Here is a 15,370-nt window from a genome sequence, read left to right on the forward strand (position 1 = left end):
ATTAAATCTTTAGTTTGATGTTTATCAAACATTAAATCGGTGTATAAGGATGAGCAAAAGTTTCACTATCCCCAAGCCTATCAGCGAATATGACATTCGCCTATTACGAATTTTTAAAGCGGTTGTTGAAAGTGGTGGATTTGCTGCGGCTGAATCGGTATTAGGCATTACTCGGTCAACCATTAGCATACATATGTCGAGTTTAGAAACTCGAATGAAGCTGACCCTATGTTTACGCGGCCGTGGTGGTTTTGCGTTAACCGATGCCGGTCAAGCGGTTTATCGAGCGACCTTAGCCTTGTTTGAATCCCTTAATGACTTTTCATTGTTGGTCAGCGGGCTTGAAGGCGACTATGCGGGTGAGCTGGTTATCTTATGCGCTGATCAGTTAGACGATAATAAGCAACGAGTACTCGCACAAATGATTGATGCGATTAATGACGTAGCGCCGAAACTGCACTTGGTGGTTGATCAAGAGCCAATTGCCAGTATCGAAAAGAAACTGCTTAATGACAAAATTCATGCGGGAATATTTCCTGGTTATCAACAAATTGATAACTTTGATTATCACCCATTTAGTAGTGAACCTATCTATTTATGTTGCGGTAAAGGGCACCCTTTGTTTAACTCTGAGCAGGGCGAGATTGAACCGCACATACTGCAGCAATACCCTGCAATTCATCCTGGTATCGAAATAAACAAACAAGGTAAGCAGGTCCTGCAAAACCTCAATTTTACTGCTCGCGCCTATCAATTTGATGCTCGCAAAGCGATGCTGCTTTCTGGCCGCTATCTCGGCTTTTTACCGACACAAACCATTGCCAATGAGCTAGCTAACGACGAAATAAAATTGTTGTTCCAAGACAGCTTAAATTATCAGTTTGACTTGTCGTTGGTGACCCGAAAAGCCGCTCGAGAACCCCATAAAATCCAGCTTATCAAAGACGTCGCTGAAACCTATTGTCGATGCTAACTGGTACGATAAAGTTAACCAAACTGGCTCTATTGTTTATTTTTTGTTCTGTATAAGGTGAATTGATCCTGGTATCAGTTTCGTTTGCCAGCAGTACTGCAAATGCTCTGATTAATAACAATAAACAAGAGTATCAACAATGAAACTTTTTATAGATATTACCGGTGCGGTGTTGTTGGCAATGTCCGCTTCGGCTCAAGCACAAACTATTTTTTCCGATGATTTTAATGACGGAAACCTAACGGGATGGACGGTCTCAGGCTTAGGAAAAGCCAAAAATGTTAACAATCAGGCGCAACTATCACGCACCACAGCCATGACGCAAACGGTGTCTGCTAGTGGTTTTAGTAACGTGCAAATCAGCATTGACCATGCCTCGCAAGGGCTTGAATCGGGCGATAGCTGCATATCCGAATTATCATTAGATGCCGGCAATTCATTTACCACCGTTGGCACTACCACAAAAGCCAGTCAAACAATTGTCGCTAGCCCATCAGGGATAGATAATAATAGTGATTTGGTGGTTCGCGTTAGAGCCAACAATAACAGTACCAAAGACTATTGCCTATTTGACAACATTGTCATCTCAGGCGACCCAGAAACCCCAGATCCACAACCAGAAATAGAGGTTTCTGGAAACAGCGCCTTTGGCAATGTTGACCTTGGTGAAACAGCCTCTAGCGTACTGACGGTCAATAATCTAGGTGATGCCAATTTGGTTATTAGCAGCGTTTCCGTGTTAACGTCACCATTTAATGTTAGCAGCGATAATTGTTCTAATAGTCAGGTCTCTGCCGGCAGTGGATGTACCATAACCCTTACTTTTACACCGACCGTAGCGCAAGCGAGTATGGCGACATTGTCGATTCCATCTAACGACAGTTCCGAGCCAACCAGTCAGGTTAGTGTTACTGGAACCGGTGTCGATCCGGGCAGTAGCAGTGGGCCACTGTTTAGTGAAGACTTTGAATCGGCTGCGGATGGCTGGAGCATCGCTGGCGATGGTGACAGTGGTGTGGTCAGTAAATCTGGGTCTAATATGTTAAACCTCGCGAAAACCGCGCAAGCGACTATCGCCGTATCCACCGCCAATAAGACCGATGTGGTGGTGTCGTTAGAAATGGTTGCTGCATCGCTTGAAGAAGGTGATACCTGTATTGCTGAAGCACAAGGCAGCGGCAGTTGGGTGACCGTTGGTATGTTAGAAAACGGCCAAGATGACAGCAGTATTTATAATGTCGCGGCATCAAACGGCAGTTTCGATAACACTACATTGACCTTACGTTTAAGAGCCAGTGGCAATATTAATTCAGATGATTGTTATTTTGACAACATTTCTATTGAGCCTATCCCAGGCGGCGTACCTCGTGATGAGGCAACGTATGCCTATTTGATGGGCAGTACAGATCAAACCTTCTCAACATCTGCGTTTGTTGCGACCAAATACAATACCCCAGCTAATACCTTTAGCGGTAACTTGGTGATCACTGGCACCCCAGTATTTAGCAAAAACTATGGTGTGACCGGCGACTTACCAACCGGTTACAGTCAGTGGCCTGGTTTTGATTACGAATTTGTGCAAGATGGTAATCGCTTGATTCCGGTCGATCGTGGTCATAGTTTTGTTGGTAATGGTGCTTGGTCTATCAGTGCTGGTGTAGGAGCGGTTTGGGATGAAGTATCTGATAACGGTTATTCTCGTGCTGCATTCCCATACACCATTAAGCAAAATAACAGCAATTGTGAGCATAATGGTCTGGCTACATTTTTGTTTAAAGATGACGGGTCAATGTCCAACGTGCATGTTCAAAACGTCGCAGAAACGTGTATTTTTTACGGCTTTGAGTTCTATGGCACCTTATCGGCTAGCTATAATAAGCACAGTGTCGCTAATGCCACTGAGGTTATTGCCAGACGAGATGCTGAAGAAGCTGCTTGGCTTCCGACCAAACCACTTGCCGATTTGGCAGTAGACTTTCCAGGTGTTGATTTAAGTAACTATGGTTATGCCATCGATGCTGCCGACCTAAATGGTTACAGTATCTTGGTCAATGGCACCAGCTATGTTGATGGCTGTGGCACGCGTTATGGTACTCATCCATATTGCATGGATAAAACCATCGGTATTTATTCATTCACGAAATCAATGCATGCCTTTTTAGTGGTTGCGGCACTGGAAAAACAATATCCGGGCTTTAAGAGTCAGCTGATTAAAGACTTAGTACCAGAATGTCAAAATGACAGTCGCTGGAATGGCGTAACGGTAGAGCATGCATTGGATATGGCGACCGGTAATTACACCTCAGCCAATTACGAAGTCGATGAAGGCAGTTCTGCCATCGTTGCCGGCTTTTTTGACCCAACAACCCGTAGTCAACGAGCGGCATTCTCTTGTACCGGGTGGCCAAACAAAGTGGCACCAGGAACTTATCATGTCTATCACACCACAGACACTGAACTGGTGAGCTATGCAGCAGCGAAATTCGCCAACAACCAACTCGGTGGTTCGGCCGAAGCATTTAACGATGTTTTAGTGCCAGTCTATGAAGCGATTGGTTTAAGTGATTACATCAAAGGCATACAACGCACCTCAGATACCATGGACGCATGGGGTGGTTATGGCTTGTCGGTGACACTCAATGACGTGGTGCGTTTTTCGCAATTCTTACGTGATGAAGCAGTAACCAGTGGATTATTGGATGCCACCATGGTCAATGAAGTGATATCGGGTGCGAGCAAAGGGTTGTATGCGCAGTTATCTAACTTCAACTATGACAATGGCTTTTGGCGCTACCATGTCGGTGCTGCTACCGATATGAGTGCTTGTGGCAGTGCCACGCAGGTGCCAGTGATGTCGGGCTATGGAGGCCATACCAGCATTATTTTGCCTGAGGTGATTATCACTCAGTTAACCGATGGTGGTGGTATTGGTTTTATTAGCACCATTAATGATGTGTTTGCCAACATCAGTAATGCTTGTCCAACGCCTTAATCGTTAACCAATAACAAAGGGGCTGAGTAGCAATACTCAGCCCCTTTTGTTTATTCATGGTCAAAGAAGGGCTCTGAATAACGGAAACGGAGCCAAAGTATTAAACTTAACTGCGGATAAAATCGGTTATCGCATCGTGATCAACAATTGTGATCAGCGAGTTACTGTTTATGTTAATCCAATCTTTCTTCTTCAGCTTAGTGAAACCACGACAGGCCGTCGATACGGTCATACCAAGATAATCGGCGATATCTTGACGACTCATCGGTAAATGATACTGGCCTTTATGGCAAAACAAGCGTTTTTCCATGTCCAATAAAAAGTGTGCTAAACGCTGATGTGCGGTACGCTGCCCCATAACAAATAAATGATCTAACATACCAGCAAGAACCATTTCAGTGCGATTATGGAATTTCTTCGCCACATCATGATGCGCATCAAAATAGGTTTCTAAGTCTTTGCGGCGAATTTTAATCGCGCTTAAATCGGTCAACGCCTTGGCACTAAAATTATAACTATCAATGCTGGCGGTTGATAAACCAAGAATATTGCCGGTAAACAAAAATGCGTAAACCTGACGAGCACCATTGGACGCGGTACGTTCAAGCATGACAGTGCCGGATGTTGGAATATATACGTAGTCGGCTTGTTTACCTTATTTTATCAAATAGTTTTCTGCAGAAACCGTGACTTCTTCCGCTTTTTCGGAAATAAGTTTCACGAATTCATCGCCACCGCTTAAGGTGTCAATAGCACTACCAAAGCAACTTGATAAGGCGTTGCGAATTGAAATTTTACAAATATCTAGGCTCATAATATCTACTACTTATTTGTAATTATTGTGCATCTAGCAATAAGACTTAGCGGTTAATTTACACTCGAAGATTGGACAACGCTAGTGTTTTCGTATGCAAAAACTAGTCTTTACTGGGATAAAGCACACTGGAGTGTACAAATCGTTGTTGTGGGTAAAAACTGGTGGCAATTAAGATAATCGCTTGTTCATTTTTGTACTGATATCTACGGCTTATTTGCAATGCCGCTAAGCCGGTGCGGCAATCGAGGATGTGCGCCATATCATTGTCTAAACTGGTGGCACTAATATGCTGTTCAATTGAGCCGATATGCTCAGGTTTTACCGCCTCAATTAGCGCATAAATTGCTTGGTCTTTGGCAATGTTTTGTTTGTCGCTCGGCTTGTCAACGCGCAAATATAAGATCGAGTAACACAGTGGTTGTCGACTATCTGAGCCCCAGCGCAGGCCAGTGATATGCAAATACACGCCGGGCATTTCTTGATCAAGCTGATTGGCAATATCAGAGGTTAGTGGCAAATACTTTGCTTGTATGATTTCAAAACGAGTATTGTTGCCAAACGATAGCAAGTCTTCAACAGAGTTTACATGCTGGCTGGCTTTCTCTGGCAGCTCATTATTGATCACGCGAGTGCCTGAGCCTTGACGCTTTTCTACCAAACCTAACTGTTCAACATAACGCAATGCTTCGCGAGCGGTGTGGCGCGAGATTTGATAGGTCTCACACAATTGCTTTTCGGTCGGCAACAATACGCCAATATGATAGCGACCAGCGCAAATCTGCAGTTGCAGTTGCTCACCGATTTGTCGATATTTTGGCTGTGACAAATTGATATTAGTCATTTGTTACCTGCTTGCTTGAGTTTGTTACTTGCCTATTTCTGGAAATAGACGATATCTTAGGAAGTAAATTGGTACGGACAAATTTGTTCGACTACTCAAGGTTATAACAACAAACGATGAAACAATCTTTAACAGAACAGCTCATAATTGATATTTGGCAAATTTCTGTCACCGATGCCGATAGGCAGCGTGCTACCAAGCATGTGGTTGACTATTTGGCCTGTGCTGCGGTTGGCGCTAAAAGCGCACAAGGTTTGGTGTATGCCAAGCTTGTTGAGCAGGCAGCTTCTGGCTCTATTAGCGCCGTGTTTAATCGCTGTTGCGATTTACAAACCGCGTTGGCATTTAACGCGGCCATCGGTAATGTTATGGAAATGGACGATATTCATCGAAGTTCAATTTTACACCCAGGTCCAGTTGTGATTCCGGCGGCATTGGCTCTTGCGGAACAACAGCAGGTGAGCATGCAATGTTTCTTAGATGCGGTTATCAAAGGTTATGAAGTGACCATACGTATGGGCCAGTCCATTGGCCGAAGTCATTACAAGTATTTTCATAATACTTCAACTTGTGCCGCATTAGATGCGGCAACCGCCGCCGCGGTCATTCTTGGTTTGAATGCTGAGCAAACGGTGAATGCCATAGGTAATGCTGGTTCTCGTACCGGAGGTTTATGGCAAATGCGTCATGAAAATGTGATGAGCAAGCAATGGCATAACAGCGAAGCGGCAAAAAGTGGTGTTAATGCAGCGATTATGGCCAGTTATGGACTGACTGGGCCGAAAACGATTTTAGAAGGTGAACTTGGCATCTTTAATGCGTTAAGCGACGCCGCAAACCCACAAGCATTTGTCGCCAAGCACGATAACTGGCTTATCTATGATGTTAGCTTTAAACCGTGGCCGGCATGTCGCCATGCCCATCCGGCGATTGATGCCTTTAACCACGCACTCGCCAGCGCACAGCAGCCTGTAGACGTCGAGGATATCGACGCGGTGCGCGTTGAAACCTATCAGGATGCGAAACTGTTTTGTGATCGCTTGCATATAGACAGTGATGTAGCGGCAAAATTTTCTATTCAGCATGCGCTGGCGGCGATAGTTGTTTTTGGTAAACCTAAGCTAGAGCATTATAGTGCGAAGGTTTATCAACGTTCCGACATTGGCAAATTGCGTGAGAAAATTAGCGTCGATGTGTCGCCGACTATTGAAGCGGATTATCCACAACACTATGGTGCTCGCTGCGAGATCACACTGAAATCCGGTATTCAGCTCAGTGGTTATCGTCAAGATACGTTAGGGGATCCGGAAACGCCGTTAAGCGAACAACAATTTTGTGATAAAGCGCAGATGCTGTTTGCTGCTGCAGACATAGACCAGCATCGTATTGAGCACATCGTCGCCATGCAGTGGCAACAACACAATGACATTACCGCCTTGAGCAAATTATTGGATTAAACAATGACACAATCGCCAACTCCATCGGCAACACAACCGCAAGCAAAACCGGCAGCAATTGATGCGTTGATTGAATATATTGAGTGTAGTGAATACAGCACATTGCCACAATCAGCCATCGATGCGGCGAAAATATTTATTTTTGACTCCATCGGAGTCGGTATCAGTGGCTCACGAGTTGAAAGGGTTAATGAGGTCAAAGCCGCTGCTAATTTGTGGGGGCAGGGTAAACAAGCACAAGTGTGGGTGACAGGGGAATGGCTGCCTGCAAGTTCAGCGGCGTTATTAAATGGTTTTCAAATACATAATCAAGAATGGGATTGTGTTCACGAAGGCGCTGTTGTTCACCCAATGGCAACCATTTTGTCTGCCTTGACCGCTTATGGTCAACGCGAAGGCTTGTCTGGGAAAGATCTTATTCATGGTGTCATCGTTGCGGTTGATGTTGCAACCTTAATCGGCGGGGCAGTAACCTCGGGATTGAAATTTTTCCGGCCATCGGTATGTGGCTGTTTAGGCGCAACCGCCGGTATTTGTACCATGTTAGGCATCAAAGGCATTGAACTTAAAAATGCATTGGGGATTGCCTACAGCCAAATCAGTGGCACCATGCAATCTCATGTTGAAGGCTCGCCGATGTTAGCGATGCAAATTGGTTTCAATTCACAAAGCGCGGTAATGGCGGTGGATATGGCGCGCGCTGGGTTTTCAGGTCCACACGATATTCTTGAAGGCCCCTTTGGTTATTATCGCCTATTTGAAGACGACTATGCGTTGGATGACTTTTATCAAAAACTAGGCCACCAATATCAAATCGAGCAGGTCAGTCATAAACCGTTTCCGACGGGCCGTGCCGCTCATGGTACCGTCGACGCACTACAAAGTTTACAGGCGGAGCATGGTTTTAGTGCGGCGGATATTGAATCCGTGGTGGTGTACGCCACGCCATTGATTAATCGACTTGTTGGCCGCCCAGTAAAAGACGATATGGATGTAAGTTACGCAAAATTGTGTAATGGCTATATTGGCGCAACCGCATTGTTAAGCGGTAATGTCACCGTCGAAGATTTTGACGATAAGTGTTTGCTAGATAAGCAACGTCTATCGTTGGCAAAAAAATTCACTATCCGAGTCAATAATTGCACCGACCCTAATGCCTTGGCGCCGATTTCTGTTGAGGTGGCATTGACTGATGGGCGTCAGTTGGCAATCGATATGCCAGCGATATTGGGTAATCCAGTTCGGCCGATGAGCAAGGCCATGCAGATTGACAAATTTCGCGCCGCATGTGCCAGCGCCAGTGTCGCTTTTAGTGTCGAGCATACCGATAAATTGATAAATAGCATAGACGCTTTAGAGCAAATCCAGAATATTAACACCCTGATTAAACAAATGGTTTCTCCTATTTAAGCAGCGACCTGACAGCGACAATAACATAAGGTTGTCAGAGACAAGAGCCGAGATGAGCGAGTATTAATAATGAGCAGTTTTCCAACCTATCTAGAGTGTTTTGACGTAAACAACCTTCTTGAAAATTACCCGATTGGCGATGACTTGATCAGTCACTTTCAGGGCATGAGTCAAGCCGAGCTAAAGCAATTGCAAAACCAGCGATTTATGCAAGTAATAGAGCGTGCTTGGCAGATCCCATTTTATCAGCGTGTATGGGGCAAAGCTGGGGTGACACCGGCGGACATTCAGTCACTCGATGATATTGAAAAACTGCCTTTAATATCGAAGACAGATATTATGGACAGTGTTGAGCAATTTCCACCAATCGGCGATTTTCACGGTCTCGATGATATTCCTAAACAACAACGTCCCCCCATAGTGTTCCATACCACCAGTGGCACCACAGGCACACCACAACCGTTATTATTTGGTCCAAAAAGTCGTGAAGTGCAGTCTCTACTTGTTGGCCGTTCATACCGATTTATGGGATTGCCGGCAGCCTCAACCATTCAGAGTTGTTATGGTCACGGCATGATAAACGGTGGTCACTATATTCGTGAAGCAGTTACCCATTATACCAATTCGATGTTTTTAAGTGCCGGCACCGGTGTTGAGACTCGCTCAGCACAGCAAGTTAATCTGATGAAAACCTTTGATGTTAATGTACTGGTTGGCTTTGTCGATTACATCAAGCGTTTAGCGGATGTTGCACAAGAAGAAGGCTTGCAGCCAGGAAAGGACATCAACATCGATATGATCATTGGTCACTTTGGTATGGAGTCCAGAGACTCCATCGCCAAAGCATGGGGTAACCCGAAAATGTTTGATTGGTACGGTGTTGGTGATACCGGTTGTATTGCCGCCGAAGGCCCCGACCATAATGGTATGTATGTTTGGGAGGACGCACACTTCTTAGAGCTGCTAGACCCAGAAGATAATAGCCCGGTAAAAGACGGGGACAAGGGCAACATGGTGGTCACTTGTTTGTATAAAGACGATGTCTACCCAATCATTCGCTTTAATACCTATGATTTGACCGAAGTGGTTACAGGTGAAAGTGAACTTGGTTTGCCGTTTAAGCGCATTCGTGGTTTTATGGGAAGAAGCGATAATATGGTAAAACTGCGCGGCATCAATATTTATCCTCAGGGTGTTGGTCCAATGATGGATGAGCGAGACGATTTTCTCGGGGAATTTATCTGTGTCGCCGTGCGCGATGACAGCGGCCGAGACGAGATGATTGTCAAAGTAGAAGTCTCTGCTCAAGGCGCAGAACGAGACGCTATTTTGTCTGAATATAAAGCCCTATTGAAACAGAAGATTGGTATTGCTGTTCAAGTAGAGCTGCTCGGCGAAGGTGAATTAACGCCATTGACCCAAGTAGATGTTAGACAAAAGCCAGTTCGCCTGATCGATAAGCGTTTTAATTAATTTACAAGGCAAGCGAAACACACGGATTTAACATGAAACTAGACAGCAAGCTGTTATTCAGTGATTTAACATCACAAATTAGCATGATTGAGCAAGGCGAGATCTCTGCCAATGAGCTCTTTGCTATGCAGTTGTCGTTTAATGAAAAAATCAATCCGTTAGTTAATGCATTTATCTGTCTTGAACAATCTAATCAGGTCGTCAAAGACAATGACTTAGCGCTGCATGGTGTCTCTATTGCCGTGAAAGACAATATTGATGTCCATGGTTTTAATACCACCGCAGGTCTAGAAATCTTGCGTCACAATCGACCCCATGAAGACGCCTTTAGTGTCGCCAAACTGCGCGCAGCCGGTGCCAGCTTTATTGGTAAATTAAATATGCATGAAGGGGCATTAGGTGCCAGTAATCATAATACTCATTTTGGCAATTGCTACAATCCTCATAATGTTGAGTTAACCCCCGGCGGTTCTTCGGGTGGCAGTGGCGCAGCGGTGGCAGCGGGGATGACGCCGTTAGCACTTGGCACCGATACCATGGGTTCGGTACGTATTCCGGCATCTTATTGTGGCGTATTCGGCTTTAAAGGCAGTAAGGGCGCTATCTCTAATCGAGGCAGTGTGCCTTGTGGTCGCAGCCTAGATAACATTGGACCTTTGGCACGAAGTGCACGAGATTTAACGTTGGCATTTACCCTGATGCAAGGACACGATGTGCAATCGGCGCAGTCGCTCAGCATGAATTATGCCTCGCCTAATGAACAAATGCCAAACTTGTTGATACCAAATGATTTGTCTGTATTTTCTGTTGATAGCGACGTTATCGATGATTTTGAACGCAATATCGATACATTTTCCCAAATGGGTTGTCGCCTTAAAGGTGTTGATTTTAGTGGTTATGACTTCTCTGCTGCCCGTCGTGCAGGTTTAATCATTTGCGAAGCGGATATGCGCTTAACCCATCAGCAGGCGTGGCTAAATAGCCCTGATTTATTTTCTCCCTACTTACGGAATTTGCTGAGTTACATCGACGGTAAAACACCGATGGATGTGATGCGCGCAGAACAAACAATTGAGGCCGCTGTGGTGATGGCGAAGCAGTTGTTTAACGAAGGCGATATGTTGTTAATGCCAACGGCACCGCAACGGGCATTTGCGATGAACGCAGATGTTCCGGCTAATCAGGCCGACCTTACAGGTTTTGCCAACATGGCAGGGTTACCCGCATTGTCTATGCCCATGATCAGCGACAGACCATTACCGGCAGGTATGCAACTGGTTGGCCCGGGTGGCAGCGATCTGCAGATTCTAGCCATTGCAGAGCGCTGGCAACAAAGCACCGGTTTTAGCTGCGACATTCCGAGCGCGATAAGCGCATTTATTTAATCTTTTAGTAAGGTAATCTCTGGAGACTTTATGGCAGGTCCATTAACCGGAATCAAAGTACTGGATTTAAGTCGCATTCTTGCCGGCCCTTGGGCGACGCAAGTATTGGCTGACTATGGTGCAGAAGTCTACAAAATTGAACGCCCAGTAAGTGGTGACGACACTCGTCATTGGGGGCCGCCTTATGTGCAAAATAGTGATGGCACTGATACTCAGGAATCCGCTTATTATGTTGCTGCCAATCGTGGTAAGCAGTCTTTTGCCATTGATATCACTAGCGAACAAGGGCAAGCGCAAATCAAACAGATGGTGCTAGATGCGGATATCGTTGTTGAGAATTACAAGGTCGGTGGTCTGAAGAAATACGGTCTTGATTATGATGCATTAGCACAACTGAATCCGGGCATTATTTATTGTTCAATTACCGGCTTTGGGCAAACAGGCCCATATGCCAATAAAGCCGGATATGATGCCATGATTCAAGCCATGGGTGGCTTGATGAGCATTACCGGCGAAAAAGACGATAATCCCGGTGGCGGGCCACAAAAGGTAGGTGTTGCCGTTGCTGATTTGATGACCGGTATGTATGCGGTATCTGGTATTTTGGCGGCATTGAATTATAAAAATCAAACGGGCGAGGGCCAGCATATCGATTTAGCCCTGCTCGATACTCAGGTGGCCTGGTTGGCAAATCAGGCCAGTAATTATCTGATTGGTGGTGATGTACCAAAACGATTAGGTACCGCCCACCCGAATATCGTCCCGTATCAGGCGATGAAGGTAAAAAATGGCCATATCATGCTGGCGGTTGGTAATGATCGTCAGTTTCAGAAGTGCTGTGAAATATTGGGGGCGGCTGAATTAGCGCAGCAGCCGGACTACGCCAGCAACGATCAGCGCGTTGCCAACCGAGATGTATTAATTAATAAATTAGAAGCGCTGTTCTTACGCCATGATATTGATTACTGGCTTGAGCATTTGTCGGCTGCGCATGTACCATGCGGACCAATCAATACCATAGACAGAGTGTTCGATAATCCGCAGATTCAACACCGGAAAATGCTGTTTGAATTGGAGCACCCTACCGCCGGTACGGTACCGCAAGTGGCCAACCCGGTGAAGTTTTCAAAAACGCCAATTGAGTACAAACATTTGGCGCCAACGTTAGGCAACAAATTAAAATAAAGCGACTTTAATAAACAAGTCGCTTATAAAAATTACATCAGTGTTATTTTTTTGCGGCAATGGCAGCACGAGCTGCATGCAGTTTTTTGTAACTTTCGATAAGTTTTAAATGCTTGTCGATCCCTTCCAGTTTCATGCTAGTAGGCGTTAAACCGTAAAACTTAATATCACCATTAATGGTGCCAATAACATTGTTCATGTTCTCTTCACCGAACATGCGATTGAAGGCGGTATGATAATCATCAAATTCTAAATCATCATCGATAGCGACTTGTAAGGTAACCTGCATTGCCTGATAAAAGCTGCTGCGACCGGCTAACGAATTGTCGTTGTATTGCAGGAATTCACCGATCAATTCCTGCGCCTCATCCAGTGCACCAAGGGCAAGATAAATCAGGATTTTCAGCTCAAGAATGGTTAATTGACCCCAAGCAGTATTATCGTCAAATTCAATGCCGATCAGGGTGATAATATCAATGTAATTATCCAGCTGGCTGTCTTCCAAACGCTGAACTAAATCGGCCAGTTGATCTTCGTCCAGGCTGTGAATGTTTAAGATATCTTCTCGGTACTGTAGTGCCCTGTTGGTGTTATCCCAGATAAGATCTTCAACCGGATAAACTTCCGAATAATCTGGAACCAAGATTCGACAGGCAACACCGATATCGGTGTATTCGGCAATGTAGGCTTCTTTGCCCATTTGTTCGAGAATGGCAAATAGCGCATTACATTCTTCTTCGTTTGTCCCGGAGAAATCCCATTCAACAAAGTCGTACTCAGTGGCGGCACTGAAAAAACGCCATGAAATCACCCCGGTTGAATCGATAAAGTGTTCAACAAAGTTTTCTGGCTCTTTTACTGCCATTGAATTGAAGGTTGGTTTTTGCACATCGTTCAAACCTTCGAAACTGCGGCCTTGCAGCAGCTCAGTTAAACTGCGCTCTAATGCCACCTCAAAACTTGGGTGTGCACCAAAAGAGGCAAATACACCACCGGTACGTGGATTCATCAAAGTCACACACATCACCGGAAATTGTCCGCCTAATGAGGCATCTTTAACGACGATAGGAAAACCTTGTTTTTCCAGTGCGTCAATGCCAGCAAGAATGCTTGGATATTTCTCCAATACTTCATGAGGCACGTCAGGTAAGACAATTTCTTGTTCGATGATCTGGCGTTTTACCGCCCGTTCAAATATTTCAGATAGACACTGAACCTTGGCTTCGAATAGGTTGTTACCGGCACTCATACCATTACTTAGATACAAGTTTTCAATCAGATTTGATGGGATATAAACGGTCTCACCATCACTGTGGCGGGTATATGGAATCGAAACGATACCACGCTCAACATTACCAGAGTTGGTATCGATTAAGTGCGAACCTTGCAACTCGCCATCCGGGTTATAAATATCCAACGTGTAGTCATCAAGGATGCCTTCAGGTAGCTCATCATTGGCGCCGGGCTTAAACCACTTTTCATTTGGATAATGCACAAATTCACTGTTGGCAATATCTTCACCAAAGAACTGATCATTATAGAAAAAGTTACAGTTTAAACGTTCGATAAACTCGCCTAATGCCGAGCAAAGAGCACTTTCTTTTGTTGCGCCTTTACCATTAGTGAAACACATAAATGAGGCAGCATCGCGAATATGCAAAGACCAGACATTTGGTACGATATTGCGCCATGAAGACACTTCAATCTTCATACCCAGATCTTCAAGTATCGAAGTCATATCCTCGATGGTTTGTTCAAGAGGTAAGTCTTTACCCAAAATAAAGGTGTTAGTATCGCCTTCAGGTTGGCCCATGATCATCGCTTGTGAGTCTTCATCCAGGCTATCAACCTGTTCAATTTTAAACTCAGGGCCGGTTTGTACGACTTTTTTCACGGTACAGCGTTCGATCGAACGTAAGATACCCTGGCGGTCTTTATCGGAAATATTGTCAGGTAGTTCTACCTGAATCTGGAATATTTGATTATATCTGTCTTCAGGATCAACAATGTTATTTTGCGACAGGCGAATATTGTCTGTTGGAATATCACGAGCTTTACAGTACACCTTGACAAAATAGGCCGCACAAAGGGCTGATGACGCCAAAAAATAATCGAACGGACTTGGTGCTGAGCCGTCGCCTTTGTAGCGAATTGGCTGATCAGCGACAACGGTAAAGTCGTCGAATTTGGCCTCAACTTTTAAGTTGTCGAGAAAGTTAACTTTGATTTCCATGGATAATTACCGCACTAGCATGCCGAAAAACGGCGATATGTGTTTAATGGCGCTAATTATCGTTGTTTTTGCGGGATTAGTCTTGGTTTAATTGTAAAAAAGCGGCAATAACTTATGCCGCTCGTTTATATCTTCAGATTAGCAGACAGGCTTATCGGTATTGTCCTGAGGTGATGAACTCGGAAAATGATTCGCACCAGACAACCACAGTATCGAACTGGGCGAGGTCGGTGCCAGCCGGCAAGTCCAGTAAAAAGTTCTCAAACGTTTTCACATCGCCGATTTGTACCATATTGGCTTTGTTGGCTAAAAACTGCTGCTCATCTTCAACGTAAGTTGGTGATAGATAGACTTTGTAATCTGGACCAGGTGCCAGTTCGCCAACAAAAGCAATGCTGTCTTTATTGATGCTTACTTTACCCTCACCCCAATGGAGAAAATCGCTACCGGCACGATTACGATCAAATTTGGCTTCAAATTCCGCCGCGGCGGTGGCTAAGCTAACACGTTCGGCATCCGGCGAAGAAGGTGCAGTTAAAATCGGCAGCGCAGGCGTTATTGGCGAACACAACCGCCATCGCCTTGCGCTAGTGTCAGCACTTAT

General features: G+C 45.0%; 12 protein-coding genes and 1 pseudogene. 7 read left to right on the forward strand and 6 right to left on the reverse strand.

Going from position 1 to position 15,370, the window contains the following annotated elements; translation table 11 throughout:
- The first annotated feature begins 49 nt into the window (after positions 1 to 49).
- Together HII16_RS11460 and HII16_RS11465 are read left to right on the forward strand one after the other, a co-directional pair.
- Entirely contained in the window at positions 50 to 973 is a 924-nt protein-coding gene (locus tag HII16_RS11460) for a LysR family transcriptional regulator (protein ID WP_169130276.1), read from the forward strand.
- A gap of 139 nt (positions 974 to 1,112) precedes the next feature.
- Positions 1,113 to 3,965, forward strand: a complete 2,853-nt coding sequence (locus HII16_RS11465; RefSeq protein ID WP_169130278.1) for a choice-of-anchor D domain-containing protein — start codon at positions 1,113 to 1,115, stop codon at positions 3,963 to 3,965.
- Positions 3,966 to 4,071: 106 nt separating this feature from the next.
- Here HII16_RS11465 and HII16_RS17070 read toward each other — a convergent pair whose 3' ends face one another.
- The 4 genes and pseudogenes from HII16_RS17070 to HII16_RS11475 all read right to left on the reverse strand — a co-directional run bounded on the left by HII16_RS17070 (position 4,072) and on the right by HII16_RS11475 (position 5,623).
- Entirely contained in the window at positions 4,072 to 4,359 is a 288-nt protein-coding gene (locus HII16_RS17070; protein WP_348981417.1) for a helix-turn-helix domain-containing protein, read from the reverse strand.
- A 51-nt stretch (positions 4,360 to 4,410) separates the two neighbouring features.
- Positions 4,411 to 4,608, reverse strand: a pseudogene (locus tag HII16_RS17075) (cyclic nucleotide-binding domain-containing protein); the annotation flags it as partial.
- A gap of 12 nt (positions 4,609 to 4,620) precedes the next feature.
- Positions 4,621 to 4,779, reverse strand: coding sequence for a hypothetical protein (locus HII16_RS16970; protein WP_248289612.1), 159 nt, complete (start codon positions 4,777 to 4,779; stop codon positions 4,621 to 4,623).
- Between the two features lie 103 nt (positions 4,780 to 4,882).
- A complete protein-coding gene (locus HII16_RS11475; RefSeq protein ID WP_169130280.1) occupies positions 4,883 to 5,623 on the reverse strand; it encodes a GntR family transcriptional regulator in 741 nt (246 codons plus the stop codon).
- 116 nt (positions 5,624 to 5,739) lie between these two features.
- On the opposite strand from HII16_RS11475, the gene HII16_RS11480 reads away from it, so the two are divergent.
- The 5 genes from HII16_RS11480 to HII16_RS11500 all read left to right on the forward strand — a co-directional run bounded on the left by HII16_RS11480 (position 5,740) and on the right by HII16_RS11500 (position 12,533).
- Complete coding sequence (locus HII16_RS11480; protein WP_169130282.1) at positions 5,740 to 7,080, forward strand: MmgE/PrpD family protein; 1,341 nt, start codon at positions 5,740 to 5,742, stop codon at positions 7,078 to 7,080.
- Between the two features lie 3 nt (positions 7,081 to 7,083).
- The gene (locus HII16_RS11485; RefSeq protein WP_169130284.1) at positions 7,084 to 8,490 is read left to right on the forward strand and encodes an MmgE/PrpD family protein; all 1,407 of its coding nucleotides are present in this window, start codon (positions 7,084 to 7,086) and stop codon (positions 8,488 to 8,490) included.
- A gap of 69 nt (positions 8,491 to 8,559) precedes the next feature.
- Positions 8,560 to 9,963 (forward strand): phenylacetate--CoA ligase family protein, encoded by a 1,404-nt coding sequence (locus HII16_RS11490; RefSeq protein WP_169130286.1) that lies wholly within the window; start codon positions 8,560 to 8,562, stop codon positions 9,961 to 9,963.
- A gap of 32 nt (positions 9,964 to 9,995) precedes the next feature.
- On the forward strand, positions 9,996 to 11,348 hold the full coding sequence (locus tag HII16_RS11495) for an amidase (protein WP_169130288.1): 1,353 nt from the start codon (positions 9,996 to 9,998) through the stop codon (positions 11,346 to 11,348).
- 30 nt (positions 11,349 to 11,378) lie between these two features.
- Complete coding sequence (locus HII16_RS11500) at positions 11,379 to 12,533, forward strand: CoA transferase (protein WP_169130290.1); 1,155 nt, start codon at positions 11,379 to 11,381, stop codon at positions 12,531 to 12,533.
- Between the two features lie 43 nt (positions 12,534 to 12,576).
- On the opposite strand, the gene HII16_RS11505 is transcribed toward HII16_RS11500, so the two are convergent.
- The gene (locus HII16_RS11505) at positions 12,577 to 14,766 is read right to left on the reverse strand and encodes an OsmC domain/YcaO domain-containing protein (protein ID WP_169130292.1); all 2,190 of its coding nucleotides are present in this window, start codon (positions 14,764 to 14,766) and stop codon (positions 12,577 to 12,579) included.
- Positions 14,767 to 14,917: 151 nt separating this feature from the next.
- Positions 14,918 to 15,337: a DM13 domain-containing protein gene (locus HII16_RS11510; protein ID WP_211183503.1), complete on the reverse strand. Its 420-nt coding sequence runs from the start codon at positions 15,335 to 15,337 to the stop codon at positions 14,918 to 14,920.
- Positions 15,338 to 15,370: the final 33 nt, after the last annotated feature.

It is taken from the genome of Thalassotalea sp. Y01 (genome assembly GCF_012932945.1).
Classification (GTDB): domain Bacteria; phylum Pseudomonadota; class Gammaproteobacteria; order Enterobacterales; family Alteromonadaceae; genus Thalassotalea_A.

Bases quoted from the DNA above. Each gene is read 5' to 3' on its own strand.
- HII16_RS11495 (WP_169130288.1), top strand. From the start codon at position 9,996: ATGAAACTAGACAGCAAGCTGTTATTCAGTGATTTAACATCACAAATT.
- HII16_RS11505 (WP_169130292.1), bottom strand. From the start codon at position 14,766: ATGGAAATCAAAGTTAACTTTCTCGACAACTTAAAAGTTGAGGCCAAA.
- HII16_RS11460 (WP_169130276.1), top strand. From the start codon at position 50: ATGAGCAAAAGTTTCACTATCCCCAAGCCTATCAGCGAATATGACATT.
- HII16_RS17070 (WP_348981417.1), bottom strand. From the start codon at position 4,359: ATGGTTCTTGCTGGTATGTTAGATCATTTATTTGTTATGGGGCAGCGT.
- HII16_RS16970 (WP_248289612.1), bottom strand. From the start codon at position 4,779: ATGAGCCTAGATATTTGTAAAATTTCAATTCGCAACGCCTTATCAAGT.
- HII16_RS11475 (WP_169130280.1), bottom strand. From the start codon at position 5,623: ATGACTAATATCAATTTGTCACAGCCAAAATATCGACAAATCGGTGAG.
- HII16_RS11485 (WP_169130284.1), top strand. From the start codon at position 7,084: ATGACACAATCGCCAACTCCATCGGCAACACAACCGCAAGCAAAACCG.
- HII16_RS11465 (WP_169130278.1), top strand. From the start codon at position 1,113: ATGAAACTTTTTATAGATATTACCGGTGCGGTGTTGTTGGCAATGTCC.
- HII16_RS11500 (WP_169130290.1), top strand. From the start codon at position 11,379: ATGGCAGGTCCATTAACCGGAATCAAAGTACTGGATTTAAGTCGCATT.
- HII16_RS11490 (WP_169130286.1), top strand. From the start codon at position 8,560: ATGAGCAGTTTTCCAACCTATCTAGAGTGTTTTGACGTAAACAACCTT.
- HII16_RS11480 (WP_169130282.1), top strand. From the start codon at position 5,740: ATGAAACAATCTTTAACAGAACAGCTCATAATTGATATTTGGCAAATT.